The organism is Streptosporangium sp. H13245, assembly GCF_055690525.1.
The window spans coordinates 215379-241570 of sequence record NZ_JBSZKT010000003.1; the positions used below are offsets into that span (position 1 = coordinate 215379).

General features: G+C 72.6%; 23 protein-coding genes. 9 read left to right on the forward strand and 14 right to left on the reverse strand.

What is annotated here, in order from left to right:
- Positions 1 to 183: 183 nt before the first annotated feature.
- Together ACW9TB_RS07850 and ACW9TB_RS07855 are read right to left on the reverse strand one after the other, a co-directional pair.
- Positions 184 to 1362: a sensor histidine kinase gene (locus ACW9TB_RS07850; RefSeq protein WP_472747261.1), complete on the reverse strand. Its 1179-nt coding sequence runs from the start codon at positions 1360 to 1362 to the stop codon at positions 184 to 186.
- Positions 1362 to 2048, reverse strand: a complete 687-nt coding sequence (locus ACW9TB_RS07855; RefSeq protein WP_329093144.1) for a response regulator transcription factor — start codon at positions 2046 to 2048, stop codon at positions 1362 to 1364. The genes ACW9TB_RS07850 and ACW9TB_RS07855 overlap by 1 nt, the downstream gene beginning before the upstream one ends.
- A gap of 337 nt (positions 2049 to 2385) precedes the next feature.
- On the opposite strand from ACW9TB_RS07855, the gene ACW9TB_RS07860 reads away from it, so the two are divergent.
- Positions 2386 to 4353 (forward strand): MMPL family transporter, encoded by a 1968-nt coding sequence (locus ACW9TB_RS07860; protein WP_472747262.1) that lies wholly within the window; start codon positions 2386 to 2388, stop codon positions 4351 to 4353.
- A 483-nt stretch (positions 4354 to 4836) separates the two neighbouring features.
- On the opposite strand, the gene ACW9TB_RS07865 is transcribed toward ACW9TB_RS07860, so the two are convergent.
- The 9 genes from ACW9TB_RS07865 to ACW9TB_RS07905 form a co-directional block, all read right to left on the reverse strand.
- Positions 4837 to 6057, reverse strand: coding sequence for a beta-ketoacyl synthase N-terminal-like domain-containing protein (locus tag ACW9TB_RS07865; RefSeq protein ID WP_472747263.1), 1221 nt, complete (start codon positions 6055 to 6057; stop codon positions 4837 to 4839).
- Positions 6054 to 7316 (reverse strand): beta-ketoacyl-[acyl-carrier-protein] synthase family protein, encoded by a 1263-nt coding sequence (locus tag ACW9TB_RS07870; RefSeq protein ID WP_472747264.1) that lies wholly within the window; start codon positions 7314 to 7316, stop codon positions 6054 to 6056. The genes ACW9TB_RS07865 and ACW9TB_RS07870 overlap by 4 nt, the downstream gene beginning before the upstream one ends.
- Positions 7313 to 8149 (reverse strand): cupin domain-containing protein, encoded by an 837-nt coding sequence (locus ACW9TB_RS07875; RefSeq protein ID WP_472747265.1) that lies wholly within the window; start codon positions 8147 to 8149, stop codon positions 7313 to 7315. Before ACW9TB_RS07875 ends, ACW9TB_RS07870 begins: the two co-directional genes overlap by 4 nt.
- Before the next feature lie 17 nt (positions 8150 to 8166).
- Positions 8167 to 8412: a phosphopantetheine-binding protein gene (locus tag ACW9TB_RS07880; protein ID WP_472747266.1), complete on the reverse strand. Its 246-nt coding sequence runs from the start codon at positions 8410 to 8412 to the stop codon at positions 8167 to 8169.
- A gap of 309 nt (positions 8413 to 8721) precedes the next feature.
- Entirely contained in the window at positions 8722 to 9570 is an 849-nt protein-coding gene (locus tag ACW9TB_RS07885) for an SAM-dependent methyltransferase (RefSeq protein WP_472747267.1), read from the reverse strand.
- On the reverse strand, positions 9567 to 10814 hold the full coding sequence (locus tag ACW9TB_RS07890) for an FAD-dependent oxidoreductase (RefSeq protein ID WP_472747268.1): 1248 nt from the start codon (positions 10812 to 10814) through the stop codon (positions 9567 to 9569). Before ACW9TB_RS07890 ends, ACW9TB_RS07885 begins: the two co-directional genes overlap by 4 nt.
- Positions 10811 to 11146, reverse strand: coding sequence for an antibiotic biosynthesis monooxygenase family protein (locus ACW9TB_RS07895; protein ID WP_472747269.1), 336 nt, complete (start codon positions 11144 to 11146; stop codon positions 10811 to 10813). Before ACW9TB_RS07895 ends, ACW9TB_RS07890 begins: the two co-directional genes overlap by 4 nt.
- Positions 11143 to 11889 (reverse strand): SDR family NAD(P)-dependent oxidoreductase, encoded by a 747-nt coding sequence (locus ACW9TB_RS07900; RefSeq protein ID WP_472747270.1) that lies wholly within the window; start codon positions 11887 to 11889, stop codon positions 11143 to 11145. The genes ACW9TB_RS07895 and ACW9TB_RS07900 overlap by 4 nt, the downstream gene beginning before the upstream one ends.
- The gene (locus ACW9TB_RS07905) at positions 11886 to 12254 is read right to left on the reverse strand and encodes a SchA/CurD-like domain-containing protein (protein WP_472747271.1); all 369 of its coding nucleotides are present in this window, start codon (positions 12252 to 12254) and stop codon (positions 11886 to 11888) included. Before ACW9TB_RS07905 ends, ACW9TB_RS07900 begins: the two co-directional genes overlap by 4 nt.
- Before the next feature lie 639 nt (positions 12255 to 12893).
- On the opposite strand from ACW9TB_RS07905, the gene ACW9TB_RS07910 reads away from it, so the two are divergent.
- The 7 genes from ACW9TB_RS07910 (at position 12894) to ACW9TB_RS07940 (ending at position 20362) form a co-directional block, all read left to right on the forward strand.
- Positions 12894 to 13844 carry a sensor histidine kinase gene (locus tag ACW9TB_RS07910; RefSeq protein WP_472747272.1) on the forward strand — a complete coding sequence of 317 codons (951 nt, stop codon included), beginning with the start codon at positions 12894 to 12896 and terminating at the stop codon, positions 13842 to 13844.
- Positions 13823 to 14497, forward strand: coding sequence for a response regulator (locus tag ACW9TB_RS07915; RefSeq protein ID WP_472747273.1), 675 nt, complete (start codon positions 13823 to 13825; stop codon positions 14495 to 14497). Before ACW9TB_RS07910 ends, ACW9TB_RS07915 begins: the two co-directional genes overlap by 22 nt.
- Before the next feature lie 402 nt (positions 14498 to 14899).
- Positions 14900 to 15238, forward strand: coding sequence for a TcmI family type II polyketide cyclase (locus tag ACW9TB_RS07920; protein WP_472747274.1), 339 nt, complete (start codon positions 14900 to 14902; stop codon positions 15236 to 15238).
- Positions 15235 to 16932, forward strand: coding sequence for an acetyl-CoA carboxylase carboxyltransferase subunit alpha (locus ACW9TB_RS07925; RefSeq protein ID WP_472747275.1), 1698 nt, complete (start codon positions 15235 to 15237; stop codon positions 16930 to 16932). Before ACW9TB_RS07920 ends, ACW9TB_RS07925 begins: the two co-directional genes overlap by 4 nt.
- Entirely contained in the window at positions 16925 to 17422 is a 498-nt protein-coding gene (locus ACW9TB_RS07930; protein WP_472747276.1) for an acetyl-CoA carboxylase biotin carboxyl carrier protein, read from the forward strand. The genes ACW9TB_RS07925 and ACW9TB_RS07930 overlap by 8 nt, the downstream gene beginning before the upstream one ends.
- A complete protein-coding gene (locus ACW9TB_RS07935; protein ID WP_472747277.1) occupies positions 17419 to 18795 on the forward strand; it encodes an acetyl-CoA carboxylase biotin carboxylase subunit in 1377 nt (458 codons plus the stop codon). The genes ACW9TB_RS07930 and ACW9TB_RS07935 overlap by 4 nt, the downstream gene beginning before the upstream one ends.
- Before the next feature lie 43 nt (positions 18796 to 18838).
- A complete protein-coding gene (locus ACW9TB_RS07940) occupies positions 18839 to 20362 on the forward strand; it encodes a serine/threonine-protein kinase (RefSeq protein ID WP_472747278.1) in 1524 nt (507 codons plus the stop codon).
- A gap of 90 nt (positions 20363 to 20452) precedes the next feature.
- Here the strand turns inward: ACW9TB_RS07940 and ACW9TB_RS07945 are convergent, their stop codons facing one another.
- Genes ACW9TB_RS07945 through ACW9TB_RS07955 form a run of 3 tightly spaced genes read right to left on the reverse strand, consistent with a single transcriptional unit; the run spans position 20453 to position 22399 of the window.
- The gene (locus tag ACW9TB_RS07945) at positions 20453 to 21382 is read right to left on the reverse strand and encodes an RluA family pseudouridine synthase (RefSeq protein ID WP_472747279.1); all 930 of its coding nucleotides are present in this window, start codon (positions 21380 to 21382) and stop codon (positions 20453 to 20455) included.
- Entirely contained in the window at positions 21375 to 22016 is a 642-nt protein-coding gene (locus ACW9TB_RS07950) for a signal peptidase II (protein WP_472747280.1), read from the reverse strand. The genes ACW9TB_RS07945 and ACW9TB_RS07950 overlap by 8 nt, the downstream gene beginning before the upstream one ends.
- Positions 21980 to 22399 carry a TraR/DksA family transcriptional regulator gene (locus ACW9TB_RS07955; protein WP_472747281.1) on the reverse strand — a complete coding sequence of 140 codons (420 nt, stop codon included), beginning with the start codon at positions 22397 to 22399 and terminating at the stop codon, positions 21980 to 21982. Before ACW9TB_RS07955 ends, ACW9TB_RS07950 begins: the two co-directional genes overlap by 37 nt.
- A gap of 481 nt (positions 22400 to 22880) precedes the next feature.
- On the opposite strand from ACW9TB_RS07955, the gene ileS reads away from it, so the two are divergent.
- A complete protein-coding gene (ileS, locus tag ACW9TB_RS07960; RefSeq protein WP_472747282.1) occupies positions 22881 to 26036 on the forward strand; it encodes an isoleucine--tRNA ligase in 3156 nt (1051 codons plus the stop codon).
- Positions 26037 to 26192 lie beyond the last annotated feature (156 nt).

Below are 26192 nucleotides of genomic sequence, written 5' to 3' on the forward strand. Positions count from 1 at the left end.
CCGCGCCTCACGCGGCGGGCGTTCACTGCCCCGGTGTCCCTTGCCGAAAAGACCCAGCTGCCGGGAAAGCCCGTCCGTCGGGAAGGTCAGGCCGTCGGGAAGGCTCGTCTTTCGGGAAGGCCCGGCCGCCGGGGAGGTCCGGTGCGACATCGGCCGGGACCTTCGCGTACCGGGCCGGGGGTGTCAGTGCCGCGCCGCGCTCCGGGCCGGGCCGGGGTCGTCGCCTCGCGCCGCGTCCGCCGCCCGGCCGTGGTCGCCCGCGCCGCGCGGGAACCGTACGCGGAAGGTGGCCCCGGCGCCGGGGCGGGAGGTCACCGTGGCGTCGCCGCCGTGCGCGGCGGCGACGGCGGCGACGATGGACAGCCCGAGGCCCGCGCCCCCCTGGCGGGCGCCGTCGCGGGGGTGACCGGCCCGGTGGAAGCGCTCGAAGACCAGGGCGCCCTGCTCCTCGGTGAGGCCGGGCCCCTCGTCGGCCACCTCGACCACGGCGTGCTCGTCGTCCACCCGGATCCTGACGACCGCCGCGGTCCCCTCGGGGGTGTGGCTGAGCACGTTGGCCAGCAGGTTGCCGACGGTCTGGCGGATCCTGGCGGCGTCGCCGGGCACCTCGACGGGTCCGTCGCACTCCAGCGACAGCGGCCTGAGCGGCTCGATGGCGAGGGTGTCGGCCACCGCGTCGGCGGCGAGCGCGGTCAGCTCCACCGGGGCGCGCTCCAGGGGACGGCCCTGGTCGAGGCGGGCCAGCAGCAGCATCTCGTCGACCAGGGAGCCCATCCGGGTGGCCTCGGCCTCGATCCTGCGCATGGCCTTGGCCAGGTCCTCGGGCCGGGTGTCCGCGCCGCGCCGGAACAGCTCGGCGTAGCCTCGGATGGAGGCGATCGGAGTGCGCAGCTCGTGGGAGGCGTCGGCGACGAAGCGGCGCAGCCGGTCCTCCGACGCCCCCCTCTCGCGGAACGCCTCCTCGATCTGGGCGAGCATCTGGTTGAGCGCGTGGCCCAGACGGCCCACCTCCCCGGTGGCGGGCGCCGCCTCGATGCGGCGTTCCAGGTTGCCCTCGCCGATGGCCGCCGCGGTCTCGACGATGCGGTCCAGCGGGCGCAGCCCCCGGCGGATCAGGTGGGTGGCGAGCAGGGTCAGGCAGACGAGCGCGAACGCCGAGGAGCCGATCATGACCAGGGCGACGCGTTCGGTCAGCTCGTCGGAGGCGGCCACGAGTGCCTCGGGGGTGGTCAGGGCGAGCAGCCGGGCGCTGCCGTGGCCGCGCCAGTCCTGCAGCGCGCCGAACGTCGCCCCGGCCGCCGTCCCGAGCGCCAGGGCCACCAGGCCCACGACGGTCAGCACGAGGCGGGTCCGCAGCGACATCAGTCTTCCCTCGGCAGGCGCAGGACGTATCCCACCCTGGGCACGGTGTGGATGAGCGGCGGGTGTGACGCGTCGACCTTGCGGCGCAGGTAACTGATGTAGGTCTGCACGACCCCGTCGTTGCCGCCGAAGTCGTACTCCCACACGTAGTCGAGGATCTGCCGCTTGGAGACGACCTTGCCCGCGTTGGCCGCCAGGAAGCGCAGCAGCTTGAACTCCGTCGGGGTGAGGTCGACGCGCCGCCCGTTGCGCCACACCTCGTGGGCGTCCTCCTCGATGACCAGGTCGGCGAAGGTCACCCGGCCGCCCTCGGCGCCGGTCCGCCGGGTCCGGCGCAGCACGGCGCGGATCCTGGCGATGAGCTCCTCCAGGCTGAACGGCTTGGTGACGTAGTCGTCACCTCCCACGGTCAGCCCGCCGATCTTGTCCTCGGTGGCGTCGAGGGCGGTGAGGAAGACCACGGGCACCTCCGAGCCCGTGGACCTGATCCGGTGGCAGACCTCCGTGCCGAGCACGTCGGGCAGCATCACGTCCAGGACGATCAGGTCGGGACCGAAGGTCTCGGCCAGCGACACCGCCGCGGCCCCCGTCCCGGCGATCGCCGTCTCGAACCCCTCGTAGCGAAGTGCAGTTGCGACGAGATCGGCGAGATAGGGCTCGTCATCTACGACCAGTATGCGGCTCACCCGACAAGTCTCACCCGGAGGATCTTAAAAAGACCATAGAAAACTCTGTGAAGAGCGATTCACAGGCCGCTCTAAGGACGACCACACAACCATTGAAGATCGTTTTGTTGCACTGGAGGCCATGGAGAGAATCTCGGTTTTCGTACTGCGGCGCAAGGGGCTGATCGCCCTGCTCGCCGTCCTGGGATTCCTGGTGGGCATGGGCGCGACGCCGATCGCGATTCAGCGGCTCTCCGAGGAATACTCACATGCGGGAATGCCCGCTTTCGATGCTAATCGGGAAATCGTCAGAATCTACGGAAATGGCGGTTATCAACGGCCATTTGTCCCAGTTGTCGTGCTTCCTGAGGGAACGCGCGCCGAGGACAGCAAAGAGGTCATCGGCCGCGCCTTCGCCGCCGTCTCCGCCAAACTCCCCAAGGCCCGCGTGGTCTCCTACGCGAGCACCGGCGACCCCCGGCTGATCGGCACCGACGGCCGGACCACGTTCGGGCTGGTCTTCCCCGGCACCTACTCCGACGGCAGCCCGCCGGGCGGCGGCCTCGGGGAGACGCCGGACGAGAGCCCGGTCATCGCCGGGGCGATGACCCCGGTGCTGCCCGCGGGCACGAGCGTCCACGTGACGGGCCTGGACACCCTCGCGCCGAGCGTGGACGCGGGCGGCGTGGACGTGCCCGCCAAGATCGGTATCGGGGTGCTCGCCGCGGTGGCCGTCCTGCTGCTGGTGTTCCGCTCGGCGCTGGCCTTCGTACCGCTCCTCATCTCGGTCCTGTCCGTCTTCCTGTCGTTCATCGTGATCCTGCTGCTGACGCTGGTGACGACCGTGCACGACGTGGCCCTCACCACGATGCCCCTGCTGGGCCTGGGCATCGCGGTCGACTACTCGCTTCTGCTGGTGGCCCGCTGGCGGGAGGAACAGGCGGGCGGGCACCGCGGCGACGAGGCCGTGCACCGGGCCATGGCGGGCGCCGGGCGGGCGGTGCTGTTCAGCGGCGTGGCGGTCGCGGTCGGCCTGGTGACCATGGTGGTGCTGCCGGTGCCGTTCCTGCGCAGCCTCGGCCTCGCCGGGATGATCATCGCGGCGATGAGCGTGGCCACGACGCTGACCGTGCTGCCGGTGCTGCTCGCCCTGGCCGGGCAGCGGCTCGACCGCAGGCGCGCCCGCGCGGGCCGGGACGAGCTCCCCTTCCAGCGCGAGGCACGGGCCGGGCGGGCCTGGTCGGCGTGGGCACGCGGCGTGGTGCGGATGCGCGTGCTCGCCACCCTGCTCACCGGCGGGCTGCTGGTGGCGCTGACGGTGACCGCCCTGAACGTCAACCTCGGCCTGCCGGAGAGCAAGAACCTGCTGGCCACCGGCCCCGGCCACGAGGGGCTGTCCGCGCTGCGCCAGGCGGGCGTCCCCGAGGGCTCGATCACCCCGTTCGACGTCCTGGTGACCGGTGACCCAGGCCTGGCCGCCGAACGGCTGAGGGACGTGGAGGGCGTGTCCGCGGTGCTCGCCCCCGACGACCCGTCCTGGCGCCGCCAGGGCACCGCCGTCATCACCGTGCTTCCGACCTCGGAGAACGGCACCGAGGCCGGTGAGGCGACCATCACCCGGGTACGCGAGGCGGCACCGGCCACCGCGCGCGTCGGCGGCAACGCGGCGCAGAGCATGGACTTCCAGGAGAGCACCTACGGGGCGTTCCCCTGGATGCTCGGCCTGATCGCGCTGGTCACGTTCGTCATGCTGGCGCGGGCGTTCCGCTCGCTGCTGCTGCCGCTGAAGGCGATCGTCCTCAACCTGCTCTCGCTGGGCGCGGTGATCGGCGCGATGGTGCTGCTGTGGCAGTTCGGCTGGGGGACGAGGGAACTGCTGGACATCCAGCCGACCGGCTCGATCGGCGAGTTCGTGCCGCTCACCATCTTCGCCTTCCTGTACGGCCTGAGCATGGACTACGAGGTGTTCATCCTGGCCAGGATGCGTGAGGAGTACGACAGGTCGGGCAGCACGGAGCACGCGGTGATCGAGGGCGTGGGCCGCACCGGGCGGCTGGTCACCTCGGCGGCGCTGATCCTGTTCATCTCCTTCACCGCGCTGGCCATGACCCCCGAGCTGGACGTGAAGGTGTTCGCCAGCGGCCTGGCCCTGGGCATCTTCCTGGACGCCACCCTCATCCGCGGCGTCCTGGTCCCGGCCGTGGTCGCGATGATGGGCCGCTGGAACTGGTGGCTGCCCACCTGGGCCGCGCGGCTCCTGCGGGTGGAGCCCTCACCGCTGAGGAGGGAGAACCCCGAGCCCGCCCGGATCCCGGAGCCGGTCTGACTCCTCCCGGACCGGCCTTACCCGATGGAGACCTCGGCGATCCCGGAGCCGCCCCAGAACCCGCCGGACCCCGGACCACCATCCGGGGCCCGGGGTCCGGCGGACAGCGTGAACGGCCACCGCCCGCGACAGGCGGTGGCCGTTCACCCGTCCCCTCTCCGGGCGACCCGCCAGAGATGGCGGCACCGCGAAAAGCGACGCCCGGACAGCGGAACGGCACCACCACGAAAAGCCGCGCCCGGACAGTGGAGCGACACCATCGCGAAAGGCTCGCAGACAGCGGAACGGCATCATCGCGGAGAGCCACCCCCGGACTGTGGAAGGGGGCACCATCGCGAAGTGCCCCCCGGACAGCGGAACGACATCACCGCGAAAGGCCACCCCCGGACAGCGGAACAGCACCACCACGAAAAGCCCCCGGACAGCGGAACGGCCACCGCCCCGGGAAGGCGGTGGCCGTTCACGTTTTCCCTCTCCGGGCCGTCAGACGGCGGTGAGCACCGCTGCGGAGTTGAAGCCGCCGGAGCCTCGGGCCACGACCAGCGCGGCCGAGAGCCCCTCCACCCTCCTGGGCTCGGTGACCAGGTCCATGCCCTCGGGGGCGACGGTGCCGACGGTCGGCGGGATCACCCCTTCGGCGAGGGCCAGGGCCGCCCAGGCGAGGTCGAGGGCCGCGCCGCCGGAGCACAGGCGGCCGGTCATCGTCTTGGGCACCGTCACCGGCACGCGGCGGTCCCCGAACACCTCCCGCAGCGCCGCCGCCTCAAGGGAGTCCCTGACCACGTCCCCCGCCCCGTCCGCGAAGACCACGCCGACGTCGTCCGGGCCGAGCCCGGCACGGGCGATCGCCTCGCGCATGGCCCTGGCGTACTGACGGTGGTCGGGGGCCGGGTCGCTCACGTGGTGGGCGTCGTGGGTGGAGGCGGTCCCGGCGATCTCGGCGTAGACCGTCGGGGCACACCTGCCGAGGGCGCTGTGCCGGTCCTCCACGATGAGGATCGCGCCCCCCTCGCCGGGGACGTGGCCGGTCGCGTCGGGCGCGAAGGGCCGGTAGGCGCGGGCGGGGTCGGTCGCGCGGCTCACCGCCGCCTCACCGGCCTGGCAGGCCAGCGCGTACGGCGACAGCGGCGCCTCGGTGCCCCCGGTCACGACGACCTCGGTACCGGCACGGATCAGCCGTGCCGCCTCGGCCAGCGCGTCGATCGCCCCGGCCGCGTCCGCGACCAGCACCCCGCAGGCACCCTTGAGCTGGTGCTTGATGGACAGCTGGCCGCTGCTCGCGGCGTAGAACCAGCCGATGGACTGGTAGGCGCTCACCGCCCGCGGCCCCTCTCTCCACAGCGCCTGGATCTCGCGCTGGCCGAAGGCGTTCCCGCCCGAGGCGGCGGCGGTCACCACCGACAGGTCGAACGGGTCCTCCCTGGCGGGGTCGAGGGCGGCGTCGGCCAGGGCGAGCTGGGTGGCGGCGACGGCGAACCAGGTCCACCGGTCGGTCTGCACCAGCAGCTTGCTGTCGACGTACTCGCGCTCGTCGAAGCCGGTGACCTCCCCCGCCAGCCCGACCGGCGACCCGGTGGCGTCGAACGACGTCACCGGGCCGATCCGGCTCCGCCCGGACAGGGATCCCTCCCAGTGCCCGGCCACGCCGACGCCCGTCGGGGCGACCACACCGAGCCCGGTGACGACCGCCCTGCGGTCGCTCATCGGACCGCCTCCGGCTCGGAGAGGATCATCGCGGACTGGAACCCGCCGAAGCCGCTGCCCGCGGAGAGCGCGTGCCCGGCGGTCACCTCGCGTGCGACCAGGGGCGTGTAGTCCAGGTCGCACTCGGGGTCGGGGACGGTCAGGTTGGCCGTGGGCGGGACCACGCCCCGCTGCAGGACGAGGGCGCAGGCGGCCATCTCGATCGCGCCGATCGCGCCGAGCGAGTGGCCGATCACCGACTTGATCGAGCTGATCGGCACCCGCCGGGCGTGGTCGCCGAGGCTGCGCTTGTAGGCGGCCGTCTCGTGCCGGTCGTTCTGCTTGGTCCCCGACCCGTGGGCGTTGACGTAGCCGATGTCCTCGGGATTGAGCGCGGCCTGGTCGAGCGCGTGGACGATGGCCTCGCCCAGTTCCAGGCCGTCGGGCCGCAGCCCGGTCATGTGGAAGCCGTTGGCCCGCGCGGCGTAGCCGGTGATCTCGCAGTAGACGCGGGCGCCGCGCCGCCGGGCGTGCTCCAGCTCCTCCACCACCAGCACCGCCGCGCCCTCACCGAGCACGAAGCCCCTGCGCCCGGCGTCGAAGGGACGCGAGGCCGTCTCGGGCTCGGCGTTGCTCGGGCTGGTGGCGCGGATGGCGTCGAAGCACGCCACGGTGATCGGGGAGATCGGCGCGTCCGACGCCCCGGCGAGCATCATGTCCGCCTCGCCGTCCTGGATGAGCCGGTACGCCCGGCCGATGGCGTCGATGCCGGAGGTGCAGCCGGTCGAGACGACGGCGGCCGGGCCGTTCAGGCCGAACCGGACCGCCAGCTCGGCCGCCGCGCTGGAGGGCACCAGCGACTGGTAGAGGAACGGCTTGAGGTGACGGTGGTCCACCTCCCAGTCCGTGCCCCGGTCGCTGGCGACCACGTACTCCTCCTCAAGGGTGATGGTGGCCCCGACCGCCGAGCCGAGGCTGACCCCGGCCCGTTCCGGATCGGCCGCGCCGAGGTCGAGGCCGGAGTCGGCCAGCGCCTCGTCGGCGCCGGCGACGGCCAACTGGGTGAAGCGGTCCATGCGCCGGATCTCGCGCGGGGTGAGCCCGTGGGCGGCCGGGTCGAAGTCGATCTCGGCCGCGATCTGGGAGCGGAACGGGGACGGGTCGAAGGCGGTGACCCGGCGGATGGCCGGTTTGCCGTCCACGATCCGGTTCCAGAACTCCTCCCGGCCCACCCCGCCCGGGGCGATCACCCCGATGCCGGTGACGGCGACCCGTCTCACGGTCCCACCTTCTCGGGGTACGGCTCGGTGTCCACGTGCCCGAGTTCGGGGCTCGGGGCGAGCGGGCTGAGCTGGAAGACCACGAGCGCGTCGTCGTCGCCGACGTTGGTGAGGCGGTGCCTGACCTCGCGGGGGATCAGCAGCGCCTGCTCGGCGCCGACGGTGAGCGGCTCACCGTCGAGGTCCACCCTGAGCGTCCCGGTCGCGACGAACACGTACTCCTCGGAGTAGGGGTGGTAGTGCTCGGAGACGCCCTCCCCGGGCGCCAGGCGCACGGCCCCGCAGAAGCCCGACGAGGAACCGCAGGTCACCGGGGAGACCAGGGTGCGCAGGTCGCCGCCGCGCCGGGTGTTGGACGGCACGTCGTGGAACCCCACGACGCGGCGGCGGCTCCTCTCCACCTTCTCCTTGATCAGCGCCATCTGGATCGCGGAGTTGGCGTTGATCCGGTCGGTCATCCCCCGGGTGTCGACGGGCGCCCCGGGCCTCATGTGGAAGTCCTGCGTCCAGCGCATGCGGGTACGGTCGGGGCCGAGCTCCTCGTAGACCCAGGTGATGTTCATGAACTCGAACGGCCCGGTCTCCACCCGGCGTGCCCTGACCGTCCAGGTGTCGCGGTCCCAGGAGCGCTCCGACACCCAGGACCAGACGCGGTCCTGCTCGTCGGGATGCATGGTGAGCCGGAAGGTCACCGAGTCGTCCGACTCGGTGAGGACCTCCACCTTGGCGTACTCGGAGAACAGCTCGGGCCAGGCCCGGACGTCGTTCGTCCGGTCCCAGACGAATCCGATGGGCGCGTCGATCTCGATCGTGTTGTCGGTGTGTCCGATCATGGTGTGCGTTCGCCTCCTCAGGCGCCGGTCGCGGCCAGCCGCTCGGTCACGAGGTCCCTCATCAGGGACGGCGTGGCCTGGGCCGTCAGCTCTTCCTCCACGTCCACGCCGAACCGGTCCTGGATGCGGGTGGCGATCTCCACCCTGGCCAGGGAGTCGAGGTCCAGCTCGTCGAAGCTGAGCCCCAGGGCGTCGTCCCCGGCCGCGGGGTCCAGGCCCACGGAGAGCAGCAGCTCGCGCACGTTCTCGTCGGTGAATGGCATCGTCATCGGTTCCTGTCGTCGGTCGGTGTCCTGGAAGGCGCGGATCGGTGTGTCGGGAAACGCGGGGCGCGGTGTCCTGTGGGGCGCGGGGCGGTGTTCTGTGAGGCGCGAGTCGGTATGTCCTTGTGAGGCCGTAGGTCGGTGTGTTGGGAAGCGCCGGGTCGGTGGGCCGGGGAACGCGGATCCGGTTTCCCGGAGGAAGCGGCCCACGTCCCGGGAAGCGCGGGCCGGGTGTCTCGGAGGGACGGACCGACCCTTCCGAGGAACCGGACCGCGTCCCGGGAGGTCACGGACCGGTGTCCCACGGCGTCAGCCGTCGTCTCGCCGGGCGTCGACCAGCCAGATCCGGGCCTGGCCGACCGCGCGGGGGTCGGCCATCGCGGGGAGGGGACGGCCCAGCTCCCGGGCGAGGCCCGCCTGGTGGGTCACCGTGGCACGCCAGCCGTACCCGGCCAGCCAGGCCACCGGGTCCTCCACCGCCGACCGCCAGGCGGCCCGGGTGGAGGCGAGCCTGCCCATGGCGGGCCGCATCTGCGGCAGCTCGGCGTACGCCCTGTTGACGTGTTCGACGGCGAGCCTGCTGCCGGGGAGCGACAGTTCGGAGACGCGGCCGAGGACGCTCCCCGCGTCGTCCGGCGTGAGGTACATCAGCACGCCCTCGACGAGCCAGGCGATCGGCGCGTCCGGGTCGAGGCCCGCGGCCAGCAGCTCCGACGGCCAGTCCTCGCGCAGGTCGGCGGGGACGACCGTCCGGTCGCAGGCGGGCCGGGCGCCCTGACTGGCCAGTGCCCTCTCCTTGAAGGAGACCAGGTCCGGCAGGTCGACCTCGAACAGGCGGGTGCCCTCGGGCCAGCACAGCCGGAAGGCGCGGGTGTCCAGCCCTGCGGCGAGCAGCACCACCTGCCGCAGGCCCGCCCCCGCGGCCTCGCGCAGCCGGTCGTCGAAGAAGCGGGTACGCAGGACGAAGTGCTCGGCGGCGTGGCGGCCCGCCTCGCTGATCCCGGTGATCCGCCCGGCGGCCTCGACGAGCGGGCCCGCGAGCGGGTCGTCGAAGAGCCGGTCGGGCCGCGCGCTCTCCGCCTCCCTGGCCTGGGTGATCACCACCGCGGTGCGGCTCACGCCCGTGGGCGGCCCTGGCTCCCCCGTGGGTCCGGTCACGCCCCGCTCCTGTCTTCCGCGAGGTCCCCGTCACCGGCGGAACCTCTGTCCTCGGTGAAACCGGTAGAGCTGGTAAGGCCGCTGAGACCGGTGGAGCCGGTGAAGTCGACGGCCATGGTGAGCCGGTACGTCGCGCGGTACACCAGCCGGTCGAACGTGAGGCGCATGAACGCGTCCCGCGCCGCGCAGGCGACCGGGTGCCGCCAGCGGGTCAGCTCGCCGTTGGCCCGCGACCGCCGGACCATCCGGGTGGTGCGGTCCACCCGCCGGGCCTCGTAGGCGGCCAGTGCCGCCGGGACGTCGCCGCGGGCGAGTTCCTCGCCCAGCACGAGGGCGTCCTCGATCGCCTGCCCGGCCCCCTGGCCGAGGTTGAACGTCATCGGGTGGGCCGCGTCCCCCAGCAGCGTCACCGGGCCGTGGCTCCAGCGCCGCAGCGGGGGGCGGTCGAAGATGTGCACCGGGGTGACGTCGTCCGCCCCGGTGGCCGCGATCAGGCCGGGAATCGGCTCCGGCCAGCCGTCGAACTCCGCGGCCAGCAGGCCGAGGGGGCTCTCGCCGAGCCTCGGGGAGATCCGGTCGCCGAGCACCCCGTCCCAGTAGACGCGGTCGTCGGCGAGCCGGTAGCAGACGAACCACCGGCCCCGGCCCCACGTGCTGAGGAAGGTGTGCTCGGGCACCCCCGAGCCAGGCAGCCGGATCACCCCCTGGAAGGCGGTGAACCCGGCGTAGCGGGGCGGCGGGTCGCCGGGGAGCAGCGCGGCGCGTACGGCCGAGCGCAGCCCGTCGGCGCCGACGAGCAGGTCGGCCCGCTCCTCGCGGCCCCCGTCGAACCGGGCGACGACGCCGTCCCCGGTCGCGGTGTGGCCGGTGAAGCGGGAGCCGGTCACGAGGTCGTCCCCGACCCGGTCGGCGAGGAGGGCGTGCAGCCCGGGGCGGCCGACGGCGTGGACGGGGGCGTCGAAGTGTCCCGCCATGCGTGCCATCGACCATTCCGCGATCCTGCGGCCGCGCGCGTCCTGGAACAGGTGCCGGTGGAGCTCGTGACCGATCTTCCCGACCTCGGGCTCCAGGCCGAGCGCGCGCAGGGCCAGTACGGCGTTGTGCCAGAGCACCAGGCCGTGTCCCGCCCGTGCGGCGCGCGGGTCAGGGGCGCGTTCGTGCACGGTGACCTCGGCTCCCGCGGCCCGCAGCGCGAGCGCCGCGGTCAGCCCGCCGATGCCGCCCCCGACGACGATCACCTTCACGAGGGCTCCCGCGCGACGGCGGCGGCCACGGGGGACCCCGTCTCCTCGCGGACCAGGAAGCGCAGGGAGCGGGCCTCGGTCATGCACGCGCGCAGGGGCCCGACGAGCTCGCGGTGCTCCTCGGCCGCCTCCCAGGTGAGGAAGTCGGCCAGCTCGCGCCACTCGCTGGTGATCAGCCACTGCTCGGGGTCGGTGGCCGACTGGCAGACCTGGTCCCTCAGGTGCCCGGGGACGCCTCCGGACACCTGGTAGCGGATCTTCTCGTAGGCCGCCAGGAAGTCCTCCCGCCGTTCGGCGGGCACCCTGACGAGGAAGACGATCCTGGCTCTCATCGGGGGCCTCCCACCCCGGGCGGGGGGCCGCCGAGCTCGGAGGTGAACTCGAACCGGCCCAGCACCGGGACGCAGCTGCCGTACAGGCCGTCCGAGGCCTCGCCGGTGAGGAACTCCACGACCCTGGCGACCAGCTCGGGGGTGACGGTGTGGTCGAAGTTCATCCCGGGGCGTTCCCTGCGCTTGTCCGGTGTGTCCGCCATGGTCATGACGACCGTGTTGGCGTGGATGCCGCTCCGCTTCACCTCGTGCGCGATGGAACGGACCCAGGCGACCAGGGCCGCCTTCGCGGCGGTGTAGGCCGACAGCGCGGGCAGCGGCTCGTCGGCGAGCGGGGTGCTGAAGTAGACCAGCCGCGCCCCCTCGGTCAGGTGCGGCAGGACCGCCTGGGTGGCGGTCACCGCCGACAGGAAGTTGTCGCGCAGCATCCGCTCGTAGGTCCCGGCGTCCATCAGGAACAGCGGTCCCGCCCGGAAGCCGCCGACCAGGTGGACCAGGCCGTCGAGACGGCCGAAGCGCCCGATCGCCTCGTCGGCGGCGAGGCGGGCGCCCTCGGGGTCGGAGACGTCCGTGGCCAGCGTCTCGATCCGCCCGGCGACCCCGTAGCGCCGCCGCAGGCCGTCGAGACGGTCCTTGTCACGGCCGGTGAGCAGCAGCCGGTCGCCCCGGCCGCCGAGCCGCTCGATCACGGGCCCGGCGAGCTGCCCGGTGGCTCCGGTGATCAGGAAGACGGGGTCGCTCATCGGACCGGCTCCGCTCGGACCGGCTCCGCGACGCGGGTGGTCACGTGGTCCATCAGCGCCGACATGAAGAAGGCCCGCACGCCCCCGGGGTCGCCCATGTCGCGGGGGACCGCGAGGTGGGCGTCCAGCTCGCGTTCCAGTCTCTGGATGCCCGGCTGCCTGGCCAGGTGCGCCATCACGCTCGGCAGGTTGCCGTCGATCTCGATGACGCGGACGACCGTGGTGCCGTGCATGAAGATCGACGTACTGAGCAGGCGTGTCCCGTCGGGGGTCTCCGTGTCGGGGGGAGCGTAGCCCGACAGCAGTTCCCGCACCGCCGCCTCCGTGCCGGGCCTGATCTGGAAAGTGATCGCGTAGCGCCGCATCGCGGTCTCCCTTGGCCGGTGGCGGCCGTCCGCCGCCTTCGGGAACCAGCCTGTTCGCGGGGGGTCCGGCTGTCTTCCACCCCGTGACCGAACCCGCCGGTCCCCCCTCGGTGGGGTCGTCTCCGCCGCCGGTGGGAGCCCGCGCCCCCGCACCACGGGGTCGTACGGGGGCGCGGGGCGCCATTACGCCGGGCACATAACCCGCCCCACTTTTACTTCAAAACACCGTTGGAGCAATGCCGCACGCGATGATTCGCACCGCTTTACCCACATATCCAGCCATCGCGTATAAGACGGCCCGGCGGGTGGATCTTAAGAATTTCCAAGGCTTCTCTGTGAGAACTCACAGACCACTTGAATGACACGCGAGCCGGTGGTATCCGCTGGCGGGAGCCCATCGAATTGTCCCGGACGCCGCCCGGAGAACATTTCCCGGTATGTGATCTCCATCTCGCGTACCCGAAGAATAGAATCTTAATGAATTCTGTGACGCCCCATATGATTTGCTTGATATAGCCACCTTTTCTGACTACGCTCACCTTTCATGGGGGAACGACGGGGCAAAACAACCCTGAAATGCAAGCACCTCTCATGTTCATCGATCAGCCGATCTCAACGGACCCCAACGGGGTGGGTCCGGTGAGCGACTTCCTCGGCTATCTCGTCTCCGAGCTGAGCTGGACCGATCTGTTGTGCTCCACGGTGGCCGTGATCCTGGCCATCGTGTCGTCCACGATCGACGCCCGCCACGCCCGGACCACACCGGCCGGGAGCGAGAGCATCGCGATGCTCCTGCTCAGCGAGCGGCGCTGGATCGCCCGCAACCTGCACGACGGCGTGGGCCACGGCCTGACCGTCATCGCGCTCCAGGCCAGACGGCTGTCCGGCTCGTCGGTGACGGGGCACCACGTGGCCCAGATCATCGAGGAGACGGCCCAGGCGACCCTGGAGGACCTGCGGGAAACCCTGGCCGCCCTGCGGCAGGAGCCTCCGCCACGGGGACGGCACGGGCTCCCGCGTCAGCGGGACCCGCTGCACGGCCCCGCGTGGGAGGAACCTCCGCGCGGCCCATCGCGAAAGGAGCCGCCACGCGGCCTCTCCTGGGAAGAACCTCCGCGCGGCGACGACGGGGTGCCGCTGTCGACCAGGCTGACCGAGCTCGCCGGGCGCTTTCCCGTCCCCGACCTGGCCCTGCGGCTGCGCAACATCGCCGACGAGCGCCACGTGCCGCCCGAGGTCGCCAAGACCGCCTTCCGCGTCGCCCAGGAGGCCCTGACGAACGCGCTCAAGCACAACACAGGACCGATCCACCTGGACGTCTGCTTCGGTGACGAGCTGAGCGTCTCGGTGGTCAACGAGACGCGTCCCGGCGTGATGGCCGTGGCGGTTCCCGCGCTTCCTCCCGGCAGGCGGGTGCCCGGCAGGCAGGGCGGCACGGGGCTGCCCGGCCTGTCCGAGCGGGTCGCGGAGCAGGGAGGCCACCTGGAGTCGGGGCCACTGGCCGGGGGCGGGTTCGTCACCCGGGCCGTCATTCCCGTGACCCCCGCCATCTTCAGAGAGGACCAGCCATGCGGAAGATCCGTGTCCTGATCGCCGACGACCAGCCGCTGATCCGCAGCGGCCTGCACGCCGTCTTCGACGGGGTCCCCGACATCGTGGTGGTCGGGGAGGCACGGCACGGGATCCAGGCGGTGCAGTCGGTCAAGTCGCTCCGCCCGGACGTCGTGCTGATGGACATCAACATGCCGCGCATGGACGGCATCACCGCCACCAGGGAGATCTGCAAGCTGGGTGCCGACTATCCCGCGAAGGTCGTCATCCTGACCATCTACGACCAGGACGAGCACGTCTTCGAGGCGCTGCGCAGCGGGGCCAGCGGCTTCATCCTCAAGCACACGCCCACCGACCGGCTGGTCGACGCCGTGCGCGAGGCCGCCGAGGGCGACGCCCTGCTGTCGCCCTCGGTGACGAGAAAGCTCATCGACGAGTTCGCCAGGCGCCCGGTGCTCTCGGCCGCGCCGACCGCCGTGCTCGACCAGCTCACCGAACGGGAACGCGAGGTGTTCCGCCTGCTCGTACGGGGCTACGGCAACGACGAGATCGCCCGCACGCTCGTGCTCGGCGACAGCACGATCAAGTCGCACGTCCAGCACCTCTACCAGAAGCTCGGGGTCCGCGACCGGGTCCAGATAGTGATCTTCGCGTACGAGAACGGCCTGGTGGCGGCCACTCCCCGGGGCTGACACGGCTCCGGCGCGCGACGGCGGCCGTCTCCCTCCGGGGAGGCGGCCGTCTCGCGTCCGGCCCGTCTCCACGAACCCGCGACCCACGAACCCGCGAAAACACGAGCCACGAACCCGCAAGCCCGCGAGCCCGCAAGCCCGCGAGCCCGCGAGCCCGCGAAAACACGAGCCCGCCGACCGGCGTGCCCGGTGTGCCCGGCTGTCTCGCGCGCCCGTCCGGCCCGCGAGAAAACCGGAAAGGCACCGGGAGAGGTGCCGGGGAAAGGGACACGGCTCCCCTCGGGGAAGGAGGCGGTCCCCTCCCCGGAGGAGTCCCGGATTCACGCCGGCGGCGGGCGACAGCGGCCGGGGGCGGTTCCTACGGTGGGACGGACCCGATGGACCGGCCACCGAGGAGTGCCCGTGCCCGACCAGATCCTGATCGTCGCCCGCCTCACCCCCGGCCGTTCCGGCGAGGTCTCCCGCCTCTTCGGCGAGTCCGACGCCGGTGAGCTGCCCCGCGCGCTCGGGGTGACGCGCCGCGACCTGTTCCTCTACCGGGACCTCTACTTCCACCACGTCGAGTTCGAGGGCTCCGCCGCCGAGGCGATGGCCACGGCCCGCGGGCGCGAGGACTTCCTGCGGCTGAGCCGGGAGCTCGACCCGCACGTCAGGCCGTACGACCCGGACACCTGGCGCGGCCCCGCCGACGCGATGGCGCGGCGGTTCTACCACTGGACCCCCGAGGAGCGCGCCCTGTGACGATCTCTCCCGCCGCCCCGGCCACCGCGACCGGCCTGTGGTCGCACTGCCCCGGTTGCGCGTCCATCGTGTACGTCCCCCGCCTGGCCCGTACGCGGGGCGTCTGCCCCGAGTGCGGCCACCACCGGCGGCTGGGCGCCGCCGAGCGGCTGCGCACGCTGGTGGACGACGGCTCCTTCCAGCCCGCCCCCCAGGTGCGCGGCGGCGACCCGCTGGGCTTCACCGACTCCCTGCCCTACACCGAACGCCTGGCGCGGGCGCGCGAGCGCACCGGCCTGCGGGACGCCGTCCTCCACGGCACCGCGACGATCGGCGGCCACCGCGTGGTCGTCGCCGCGATGGACTTCTCCTTCCTCGGCGGCAGCATGGGCTCGGCGGTCGGCGAGGCCGTCACCCGCGCCTGCGAGCGGGCGCTGGGCGAGCGCGTGCCGCTGGTCCTGGCCGTCGCCTCGGGGGGCGCCCGCATGCAGGAGGGCTGCCTGTCGCTGATGCAGATGGGCAAGACCGCCCAGGCGATGCGGCGCCTGCGGCGGGCGGGCGTGCTCAGTGTCTGCGTGCTGACCGATCCCACCTTCGGCGGGGTGACCGCCTCCTTCGCCACCCTGGGAGACGTGCTGATCGCCGAGCGCGGCGCGCTCGTCGGCTTCGCGGGGCCGCGCGTCATCGCCTCGGCCACCCGCGAGACGCCTCCCCCGGGGTTCCAGAGCGCCGAGTACCTCGCCGGGCGCGGCATGCTCGACCGGGTCGAACCCCGCGAGGGCCTGCGTCCCCTGCTCGCCCGGCTCCTGTCCACGACCGCCCGTACCGGGGACGAACAGGCCGGGACCGCTCGGCGAACGCCGCTCCCCCCGGGGCCCGCGACGGTGATCCGCGACCCGGACGAGCTGTCCGGCGCGGCGACGGCCGGGGAGACCCTGCGGCTGGCCCGCGACACCCGGCGCCCGACGGCCCTCGACTACATCTGGCACCTGTGCTCGGACTTCGTGGAGCTCCACGGGGACCGCACGCACGGCGACGACCCGGCGATCGTCGGCGGCACCGGCCTCCTCGACGGGACACCCGTGATGATCATCGGTCATCAGAAGGGACACGACACCGGGGAGCTCGTCGCCAGGAACTTCGGTCTCGCCCATCCCGAGGGCTACCGCAAGGCACTGCGGCTGATGCGGCTCGCCGACCGGCTCGGCCTGCCGGTGGTGACCCTCGTCGACACCCAGGGCGCGGCTCCGGGGGTCGGAGCCGAGGACCGCGGGCAGTCCTGGGCGATCGCCGAGTGCCTCGCCGGGATGTCGGAGCTGTCCGTGCCGGTGGTCGCCACCGTGGTCGGCGAGGGCGGCAGCGGCGGGGCGCTGGCCCTGGCGGTGGCCAACCGGGTCCTGATGCTGCGCCACGCCGTCTACTCGGTGATCAGCCCGGAGAGCTGCTCGGCGATCCTGTACGGCGACCCCTCGCACGCTTCCGAGCTGGCCGGTTCCCTGCGGATCACCGCGCCGGAGCTGCTGCGGCTCGGCGTCGTCGACGGGGTCGTGCCGGAGCCCCGGGGCGGCGCCCAGGAGGATCCGCGGGCGGCGATGGACGCGCTCAGGGCGGCCGTACTGGAATCGCTGCGCGAGCTGTCCGGGCTCGACGGCGACGAGCTGCGCAAGCACCGCTACGAGAGGTTCCGCGTGCTGGGGGTGGTCGAGGATGAGTGAGCCGACCACCGGGAGGCCCACCGGGAGGCAGGCTCCCGAGGAGGACGCGCACGCGGCGATGCGGCTGCTGCGCGAGGAGGTCGGCAACCTGGTCAAGACCGTCCCGGGGCCGGTGGCGGGCATCTCCCTGCGGCTGGGCGAGTGCGCCCTGGAGGTGACCTGGGCCTTCCCCCACCCGCCTGCCCAGCCCGCCGCACCCGCCGCCGAGCGGCCCGCCGGGGCGCCCGAGCCGGAGCAGCCCGCGTCGTACGCGGTGACCGCTCCCCTGGTGGGCACCTTCTACGTCGCCGCCGAGCCGGGGGCCCCGCCGTTCGTACGGCCGGGCGACCGGGTGGACGCGGGGCAGACGGTCGGCCTCGTCGAGGCCATGAAGCTCATGAACCCGGTGGCCGCCGGGCACGCGGGCGAGGTCGTCGAGGTGGTCGCGGAGAACGGCGAGCCGGTGGAGTACGGGCAGGTCCTGGTGCGGCTGCGGACGGACGACACGTGAGCTTCGCGAGGATACTCATCGCCAACCGGGGCGAGATCGCGTTGCGCGTGGCCAGGACCTGCCGCGAGATGGGCATCGAGACCGTCGCCGTCTACTCCACGGCCGACCGCGACGCCCGGTTCGTGGCCTACGCCGACAGGGCCGTCCACATCGGCCCGGCCCCGTCGCGGCGCAGCTACCTGTCCGTGCCCGCCGTCATCGAGGCGGCTTTGCAGACCGGGGCGGAGGCGATCCACCCCGGCTACGGCTTCCTGTCGGAGGACGCCGACTTCGCGAGGATCTGCGCGGACAGCGGGATCACCTTCATCGGCCCCGCCCCGGAGGTCATGGAGCGCGTCGGCGACAAGGCGCGGGCGCGCTCCCTGATGGCCGAGGCCGGGCTGCCCGTCCTGCCCGGCAGCGACGGCGCCGTACCCTCCGCGGCCGAGGCCGAGCGGATCGGCTCCGAGATCGGCTACCCGGTCATCGTGAAGGCCGCCGCGGGCGGCGGCGGGCGGGGCATCGAGGTGGCGCGCGACCGGGCGGAGCTGCGCGACGCCTACCGGCGCACCACCGCGCTCGCCCGGCGGATGTTCGGCGACGGCGACGTCTACCTGGAGCGGTTCGTGCCCGTGGCCCGCCACGTGGAGGTGCAGCTGCTGGGAGACTCCGCCGGGAACGTCGTGCACCTGGGAGAGCGCGACTGCTCGCTGCAGCGGCGCAACCAGAAGCTCGTCGAGGAGGCGCCCTCGCCCGCCCTGCCCGAGGAGGTGCGCGGGCGGCTCGGCGAGTACGCCGTGGCCGGGGCGCGGCACGTCGGCTACACCGGGGCGGGGACGATGGAGTTCCTGGTCGGCCCGGGCGGGGAGGCGACCTTCATGGAGATCAACGCCCGCATCCAGGTCGAGCACCCGGTGACCGAGATGCTCACCGGCGTCGACCTGGTCAGGGAGCAGATCCGGGTGGCCGCGGGCGAACCCCTGTCGTTCACCCAGGAGCGGGTCCGTCCCACCGGCGCGGCCATCGAGTGCCGGGTGAACGCCGAGGACCCCGGCGCGGGGTTCCGTCCCGCTCCCGGCCGCCTCACGGTCTTCCGGCCGCCCGGCGGGCCCGGCGTGCGGGTCGACTCCGGGTTCGCCCAGGGCGACGCGATACCGCCCGACTACGACTCGATGATCGCGAAACTGGTCGTCTGGGCGCCCACCCGGGAGGAGGCCGTCGCCAGGGCCGACCGCGCGCTCGCCGAGTTCGCCGTGGAGGGGCCTGGGGTGGTCACCACCATCCCGCTGCTGCGCGCCCTGCTCGCGCAGCCGTCGTTCGCGGCGGGTGAGCACAGCACCGGTTTTGTGGACGCGTTCATGAGTGAGCAGGGACATATACGCTGGTCTGCGTAAACTTTTCTGAATGCCAGCGTAAATCCGGGGTACTCGCCACCACATGACCGATTCTCAGGGAATCATCGGAGCCCGCTACCGCCTGCTCGAACGCATCGGCCGAGGAGGCATGGGAACGGTCTGGCGCGCGCGGGACGAGGTCCTGGGCCGCGAGGTGGCGATCAAGGAGGTCATCCCCTCCCCCGACCTCACCGACCCCGAGCGCGAGGTCTTCACCGTACGGACCCTCAGGGAGGCCCGCGCCGCCGGGCGGATCGGCCACCCCGGGGTGGCGACGGTCTACGACGTGATCGAGGAGCAGGGGCGTCCCTGGATCGTCATGCAGCTCGTCGACTCCCGCACGCTCGGCGCGGTGGTCAGGGAGGACGGGCCGCTGCCGCCGATGCGGGTGGCGCGGATCGGGCTGGAGGTGCTGGGCGCGCTGCTCGCCGCCCACCAGGCGGGCGTCCTGCACCGCGACGTGAAGCCGGACAACGTGCTGCTCGCCAGGGACGGGCGGGCCGTGCTCACCGACTTCGGCATCGCCGTCCTGGAGGGTGACTCGTCGATCACCAGGACCGGCTCGCTCATCGGCACCCCGGCGTTCATCGCGCCGGAGCGGGCGAGCGGCGGACCGGCCGAGTTCGCCTCCGACCTGTGGTCGCTCGGCGTGACGCTCCACGTGGCGGTCGAGGGACGCTCCCCCTTCGAGCGGGCCCACCCGCTGGCGACGCTCAGCGCCGTCATGCACCAGGAGCCGTCACCGATGCGGTTCGCCGGGCCGCTCGCCCCGGTGATCTTCGGCCTGCTGCACAAGGATCCCGCGCGGCGCATGTCCGCCCGCGAGGTGCAGATCCACCTGACCTCGCTGGTGAACGGCACCGCCCCGCAGCCGACCATGCCCATCGAGCTGCCCGTGGGGGTGCCGGGCGAGACGCAGGCCGGGCCGTCCACGGCGGTTCCCGTGGTGGCCGGGGTGCCGGGCCCGGAGGGCGCCCCCACCACCCCGGCCGGGGCCATGCCTCCCCTGCCCCCCGTGTTCCCCGAGCCGGTCCCGGAGCCCGCCCCCCGGGGGCGGCGGCGCCCGGCGATGGCGGCCCTGGTCGCGGCGGCCATCGCCATCGCCGCGACCGCGGGAGGGATGGCGTGGGTCGCCCTCAACTCCCCGCCCCAGGTGCCCCAGGATCCGCCGACCTCTTCGAGCGTGGCGCCCAAGGAGAGGAAGCCCTCGGGCGAGCCCGAGCAGGCGAAGGTACCCGCGCGGAACGACCCCACCGGGAACGGGGGCGGAAACTCCGGCCGCCCGGCCCCCGAGAGGTCGGGGAACGGCGACCCCACCCCGCGGGAGAGGCCGACGGGCGAACCGACCGCCGAACCGTCGGAGAAGCCCTCGGGTAAGCCGTCCCAGGCCCCCTCCGAGGAGCCCGAGGAGAACCCCGCCGACCCGGGACCGGACGAGGGGCAGGGCGAGGGCGACGGGGCCGAGGAGGGCTCGGGCCAGGACAACGCCCCGGGCGAGGGCCAGCAGGGCGACTCACCCGACCAGGTCGACCCCAACGCCGGGACGGCCGCGCTCGGCGACTCCTGAGAAAAACCGGAAGGACCGGAAGGACCTGAGGCCAGGAAGCCCCGAGAAGCCCCCCGAGGACCCCCGGGGAACCGGGCGACCGCGCCGGTGCTAGGACTCGGCGGCGACGATCTCCAGGGCGCGGGCCAGGTCGTCGGGGTAGGCGGTGCTGAAGGAGACCCACTCGCCGCTGGAGGGGTGCTCGAAGGCCAGGGAGACCGCGTGCAGCCACTGCCGGCTCACCCCCAGGCGCGCGGCCAGGGTGGGGTCGGCCCCGTACAGCATGTCGCCGACGCACGGGTGGCGCAGTGCCGACATGTGGACCCGGATCTGGTGGGTCCGGCCCGTCTCCAGCTTGATGTCCAGCAGTGACGCCGCCCGGAACGCCTCGATCGTGTCGTAGTGGGTGATCGAGTCCTTGCCCCCGGACACGACCGCCCAGCGGCCGTCCCCGACGGGGTGGCGGTCGATCGGCGCGTCCACGGTGCCTCGGTGCGGGTCGGGGTGGCCCTGGACCAGCGCGTGGTAGCGCTTGTCGACCGTACGCTCCTTGAAGGCCCGCTTCAGGTGGGAGTAGGCGTGCTCGCTCTTGGCGACGACCATCGCGCCGGTGGTGTTGGCGTCCAGCCTGTGCACGATGCCCTGGCGCTCGGCCGCGCCGCTGGTGGACACCCGGTGGCCGGTGCCCAGCAGGCCGCCGATCACGGTGGGACCGGTCCAGCCGGTGGTCGGGTGGGCGGCCACGCCGATGGGCTTGTTGACGACGACGATGTCGTCGTCCTCGTACACGATGTTCATGCCGGGCACGGGCTCGGCCACCGGCATCGGCGTGGTGGGCGGCGGCGGGAGGGTGACCTCCAGCCACGCGCCGCCGTGGACCCGGTCGGACTTGATCGCGGTCGAGCCGTCCACCAGCACGTCGCCGGAGACGATCAGCTCGGCCGCGCGCGTCCGGGAGAGGCCGAACAGGCGTGACAGGGCGGCGTCGAGGCGCTCGCCCTCCAGCCCGTCGGGGACGGGGAGGCTTCGCCGGTCAGCCATTGTTGTTCTCCTTCGTTTCCTTCGTGTCCTTCGTGGCTCCCGTGTCGCGCGTGCCGTCGATCTGGTAGCCCCGCCAGGCGAGGAGAACCGCCAGGATGCCTCCGCAGACGATCGCCGAGTCGGCGACGTTCCAGACCGGGAAGTGGCCCGGGAAGGTCTCGATGAAGTCGACCACGTGCCCCTGGAACGGCGAGGGCCTGCCGGGGCCGAAGCCCGAGGGCCAGCGGAAGATCCGGTCGGTGAGGTTGCCGAGCGCCCCGCCGAGCAGCAGGCTCAGCGTGACCGCCCAGGGCAGGCTGCGCAGGTTGCGCGCGGTACGCAGGATCGCCACCACGACGACGGCCGCCACGCAGGTGAAGACGATCGTCATCCCGGCGCCGAGATTGAAGGCGGCCCCCGAGTTGAAGATTACCCGGAACTGGAGGAGGTCCGGGATGATCACGAGCGGGTCCCTGCCCTCCAGGGTCCTCAGCACGAGGGTCTTCGTGGCCAGGTCGAGGGCGTAGACGATGGGGACGATCGTCGCGAGGACGGCGATCCGCCGCCGCCTCGGGAGCGGGGCGGCCGGAGCCGCCCCCTCCTCGGTGGTGTCGCCGGTCAGCGGCGCTCCTCCCGCTGCTTGCAGGCCACGCACAGCGTCGCCCTCGGAAACGCCTGAAGGCGCTCCTTTCCGATCGGCTGATGGCACGATTCGCACACTCCGTAGGTCCCCGCGTCGATCCGGGCGATCGCTCGCTCGTTCTGCGCGACCAGGTCGCGCGAGTTCAGGGTAAGGGCGATTTCGCGCTCGCGTTCATACGTCCGGGCTCCGGCGTCGGCCTGGTCGTCGCCCGCCCCGTCGGTGACGTCGCTCGACGCGATCTCCGTCTCGGCTTTGGCGATCTCCTCGGTGAGCTCGCGGATCTCCGTGGCCAGTTTCCCGCGGACCTCCTTGAGCTCCTCGGCCGACCAGGTGACGACGGTGCCGTCCTGGGACGGCGCCACCGCGCTGTTGTCTGCGCGCACGGTCGCGGCCATGGCGGCCTCCTTGCTCGATGGACCGTCTCCAATGTGGTAAACGGTGCGGGCAGCTTAGGTCTCCCATAACAGAACGGCAAACGACCCGCCGCAATGTTTACCACTCCCGTAACATCCGGTCGCTTCCCCCTGATTCCGCCCAGCGGACCTCAATACGGGGAAGCTTCCGGGAGGCGGGTGCGTTATCGTTTGAGCCTGCACGGCGTTGATGGGGACAGCAACCTCCGCACCCCCTCGCACGAGCGACCCGGGGACGGTGCGAGCCCGGGGCGAGACGCGGAGGCACGATCACCCCGGAGCCGCCGGAAGAACGGCCGCGACGACCCGACACAGGCCCGCGGCGGCCCAGTAGACCCGGCAGCAGACCGAAGGAAGAGGGCCTTCCGCGTTCTCGCGAAGGCCAAGGAGGGTGGTACCGCGGGGCCCGATGGCCTCGTCCCTCCACGCCACAGCCGTTTCCAGCGTGGAGGTCCAACCCATTATGTCCGCCTATTTCCGTTCTCTTCCCGCGCAGGTCGATCTTCCCGCGCTTGAGCACGAGGTGCTCGACCGCTGGCGGGACGGCAAGATCTTCGAGCGCTCGGTCGAGCAGAACGCCGGCGGTCCCAACTGGGTCTTCTACGAGGGTCCGCCCACCGCCAACGGCATGCCCGGCGTCCACCACGTCGAGGCCCGCGTCTTCAAGGACCTCTTCCCCCGCTACAAGTCGATGCGGGGCTTCAACGTCCCCCGCAAGGCGGGCTGGGACTGCCACGGCCTGCCCGTCGAGGTCGCCGTCGAGAAGGAGCTCGGCCTCTCCGGCAAGAAGGAGATCGAGGCGTACGGCATCGCCGAGTTCAACGACCGGTGCCGCGAGTCCGTGCTGAAGCACGTGGACGCCTTCGAGGAGATGACCGAGCGGATGGGCTACTGGATCGACCTGTCCCAGGCCTACCGCACGATGGACCCGGCCTACGTGGAGTCCGTCTGGTGGTCGCTCAAGGTCATCTTCGACAAGGATCTCCTGACCCGTGACTTCCGCATCACCCCGTACTGCCCCCGCTGCGGCACCGGCCTGTCCGACCACGAGCTGGGCCAGCCGGGCGGCTACGAGACCGTCACCAGCCCGTCGGTCTACGTCCGCATGCCCGCGACCTCGGGACCGCTGGCCGACCTCGGCGCCTCGCTGCTGATCTGGACCACCACGCCGTGGACGCTGGTCTCCAACACCGCCGTGGCCGTGCACCCGGACGTGACCTACGTCGCGGCGCGCCCCGCCGGGTCCGACGAGGTCCTGGTGGTGGCCGAGCCGCTGCTGGCCTCCGCGCTGGGCGAGGACGCCGAGGTGCTGGCCGCCTTCCAGGGCGCCGACCTGGAGCACACCACCTACACGCGCCCGTTCGACCTGGTCGACATCCCCGGCGCGCACTACGTGGTGCTCGGCTACTACGTCACCACCGAGGACGGCACCGGCCTGGTCCACCAGGCGCCCGCCTTCGGCGCCGACGACATGACGACCTGCAAGCGGTACGGGCTGCCCGTGGTCAACCCGATCGGCCCCGACGGCCGGTTCCTCGACAGCGTGCCCCAGGTCGGCGGCCGGTTCTTCAAGGACGCCGACGAGGGGCTCACGGCCGACCTGCGCGAGCGCGGCCTGCTCTACCGGGGCAGCCACTTCGAGCACAGCTACCCGCACTGCTGGCGCTGCCACACCGCGCTGCTCTACTACGCCCTCCCCGCCTGGTACATCCGCACCACCGCGATCAAGGACCAGCTCCTCGCCGAGAACGAGAAGACCAGCTGGTACCCCGAGACGATCAAGTGGGGCCGGTTCGGCGAGTGGCTGCGCAACAACGTCGACTGGTCGCTGTCGCGCTCGCGCTACTGGGGCACCCCGCTGCCCCTGTGGGTCTGCACGGCCGACGAGTCGCACGTCACCTGCGTCGGCTCGCTGGACGAGCTGGGCCGCCTGTCCGGGCAGGACGTCTCCGCCCTCGACCCGCACCGCCCCTACGTCGACGACGTCACGCTGCCCTGCCCCACCTGCGGCGAGGAGGCGCGCCGGGTGCCCGACGTGATCGACGCCTGGTACGACTCCGGCTCGATGCCGTTCGCCCAGTGGGGCGCCCCGTACCTCAACGAGGAGATGCTGGAGAAGGCCTACCCCGCGCAGTTCATCTGCGAGGCCACCGACCAGACCCGCGGCTGGTTCTACTCGCTGATGGCCGTCGGCACGCTCGTCTTCGGCAGGTCCTCGTACGAGAACGTGCTCTGCCTGGGCCTGATCCTGGCCGAGGACGGCCGCAAGATGAGCAAGCACCTGGGCAACGTGCTCAAGCCGATGCCGCTGATGGACCAGCACGGCGCCGACGCGCTGCGCTGGTACATGGCCTGCTCCGGCTCGCCCTGGGCGGCCCGCAGGGTGGGACACGGCGCCCTGGAGGAGATCGTCCGCAAGGTCCTGCTCACGTACTGGAACACCACGTCGTTCTTCACCCTGTACGCCAACACCGAGTCCTGGTCGCCGTCCCGGCTCTCCGAGGCGCCCGCCTACGACGAGCGCCCGCTGATCGACCGCTGGGCCCTCGCCGAGCTGCACCGGACCGTGGCCGAGGTCACCGCGTCGCTGGACGTCTTCGACACCGCCCGCGTCGGACGGCGCCTCGCCGAGTTCCTCGACGACCTGTCCAACTGGTACGTGCGCCGCTCCCGCCGCCGCTTCTGGACCGGCGACCCCGCGGCGTTCGCCACGCTGTACGAGTGCCTGGAGACCGTCACCCGGCTGATGGCGCCGGTGGTGCCGTTCACCACCGACTACGTCTGGGACGTGCTCCGCGACAGCGGCGCCCCCTCCTCGGTCCACCTGGCCACCTGGCCCGAGGCCAACGGCGAGCTGCTGGACCCGGAGCTGTCCGAGCGGATGGCCCTGGTCCGCCGCCTGGTGGAGCTGGGCCGCTCGGCCCGCGCCTCCAGCGGGGTCAAGACCCGCCAGCCGCTCGGCCGCGCCCTGGTCGGCGCCCCCGGCTGGGCCGCGCTCTCCCCGGAGCTGCGCGAACTGATCGCCGACGAGCTCAACGTGAAGGACCTGGAGGACCTGTCCGGGATCGGGGCCGACCTGGTGTCCTTCACCGTGAAGCCCAACTTCCGGGCGCTGGGCAAGCGGTTCGGCTCCCAGACCAAGCTGGTCGCCTCGGCCGTCACCGCCGCCGACCCCGCCGAGCTCGCCCGCGCGCTCCGTACCGGCTCGCCGGTCCCGGTGGAGGCGGGCGAGCTGGGCACCGTGGAGCTCGGCGCCGACGACGTGATCGTCACCGAGCAGCCGAGGTCCGGCTGGGCGGTGGAGGCCGGAGCCGGTGAGACGATCGCCCTCGACCTGACCATCACCGACGAGCTGCGCCGCTCGGGCCTGATCCGCGACGTCATCCGCCTGCTCCAGGACACCCGCAAGTCCACCGGCCTGGCGATCACCGACCGGATCGACGTGTGGTGGTCCACCGGCGACGCCGACCTGGCCGAGGCCCTGCGGACCCAGGGCCGGACGGTGGCCGACGAGGTCCTCGCCGTCTCCCTCACCGAGGGCGGCGCCGACGACGTCCCCGCCCACAGCGACGCGGAGCTTAGCCTGACCTTCCAGCTCCGCCGCACGACGACGGTCTGACCGGACTCCGACCGGACCGAGAAGACCGGCCGGGGCCCCGGGGAGAATCTCCCCGGGGCCCCGGCCGTTTTCACCACGACGACAAGCGCGGCACGCAAAGGTCCGGAAGGACCGGCCCCTCGGTCAGCTCACGTACGGCGGTCCTGACGGCTTCAC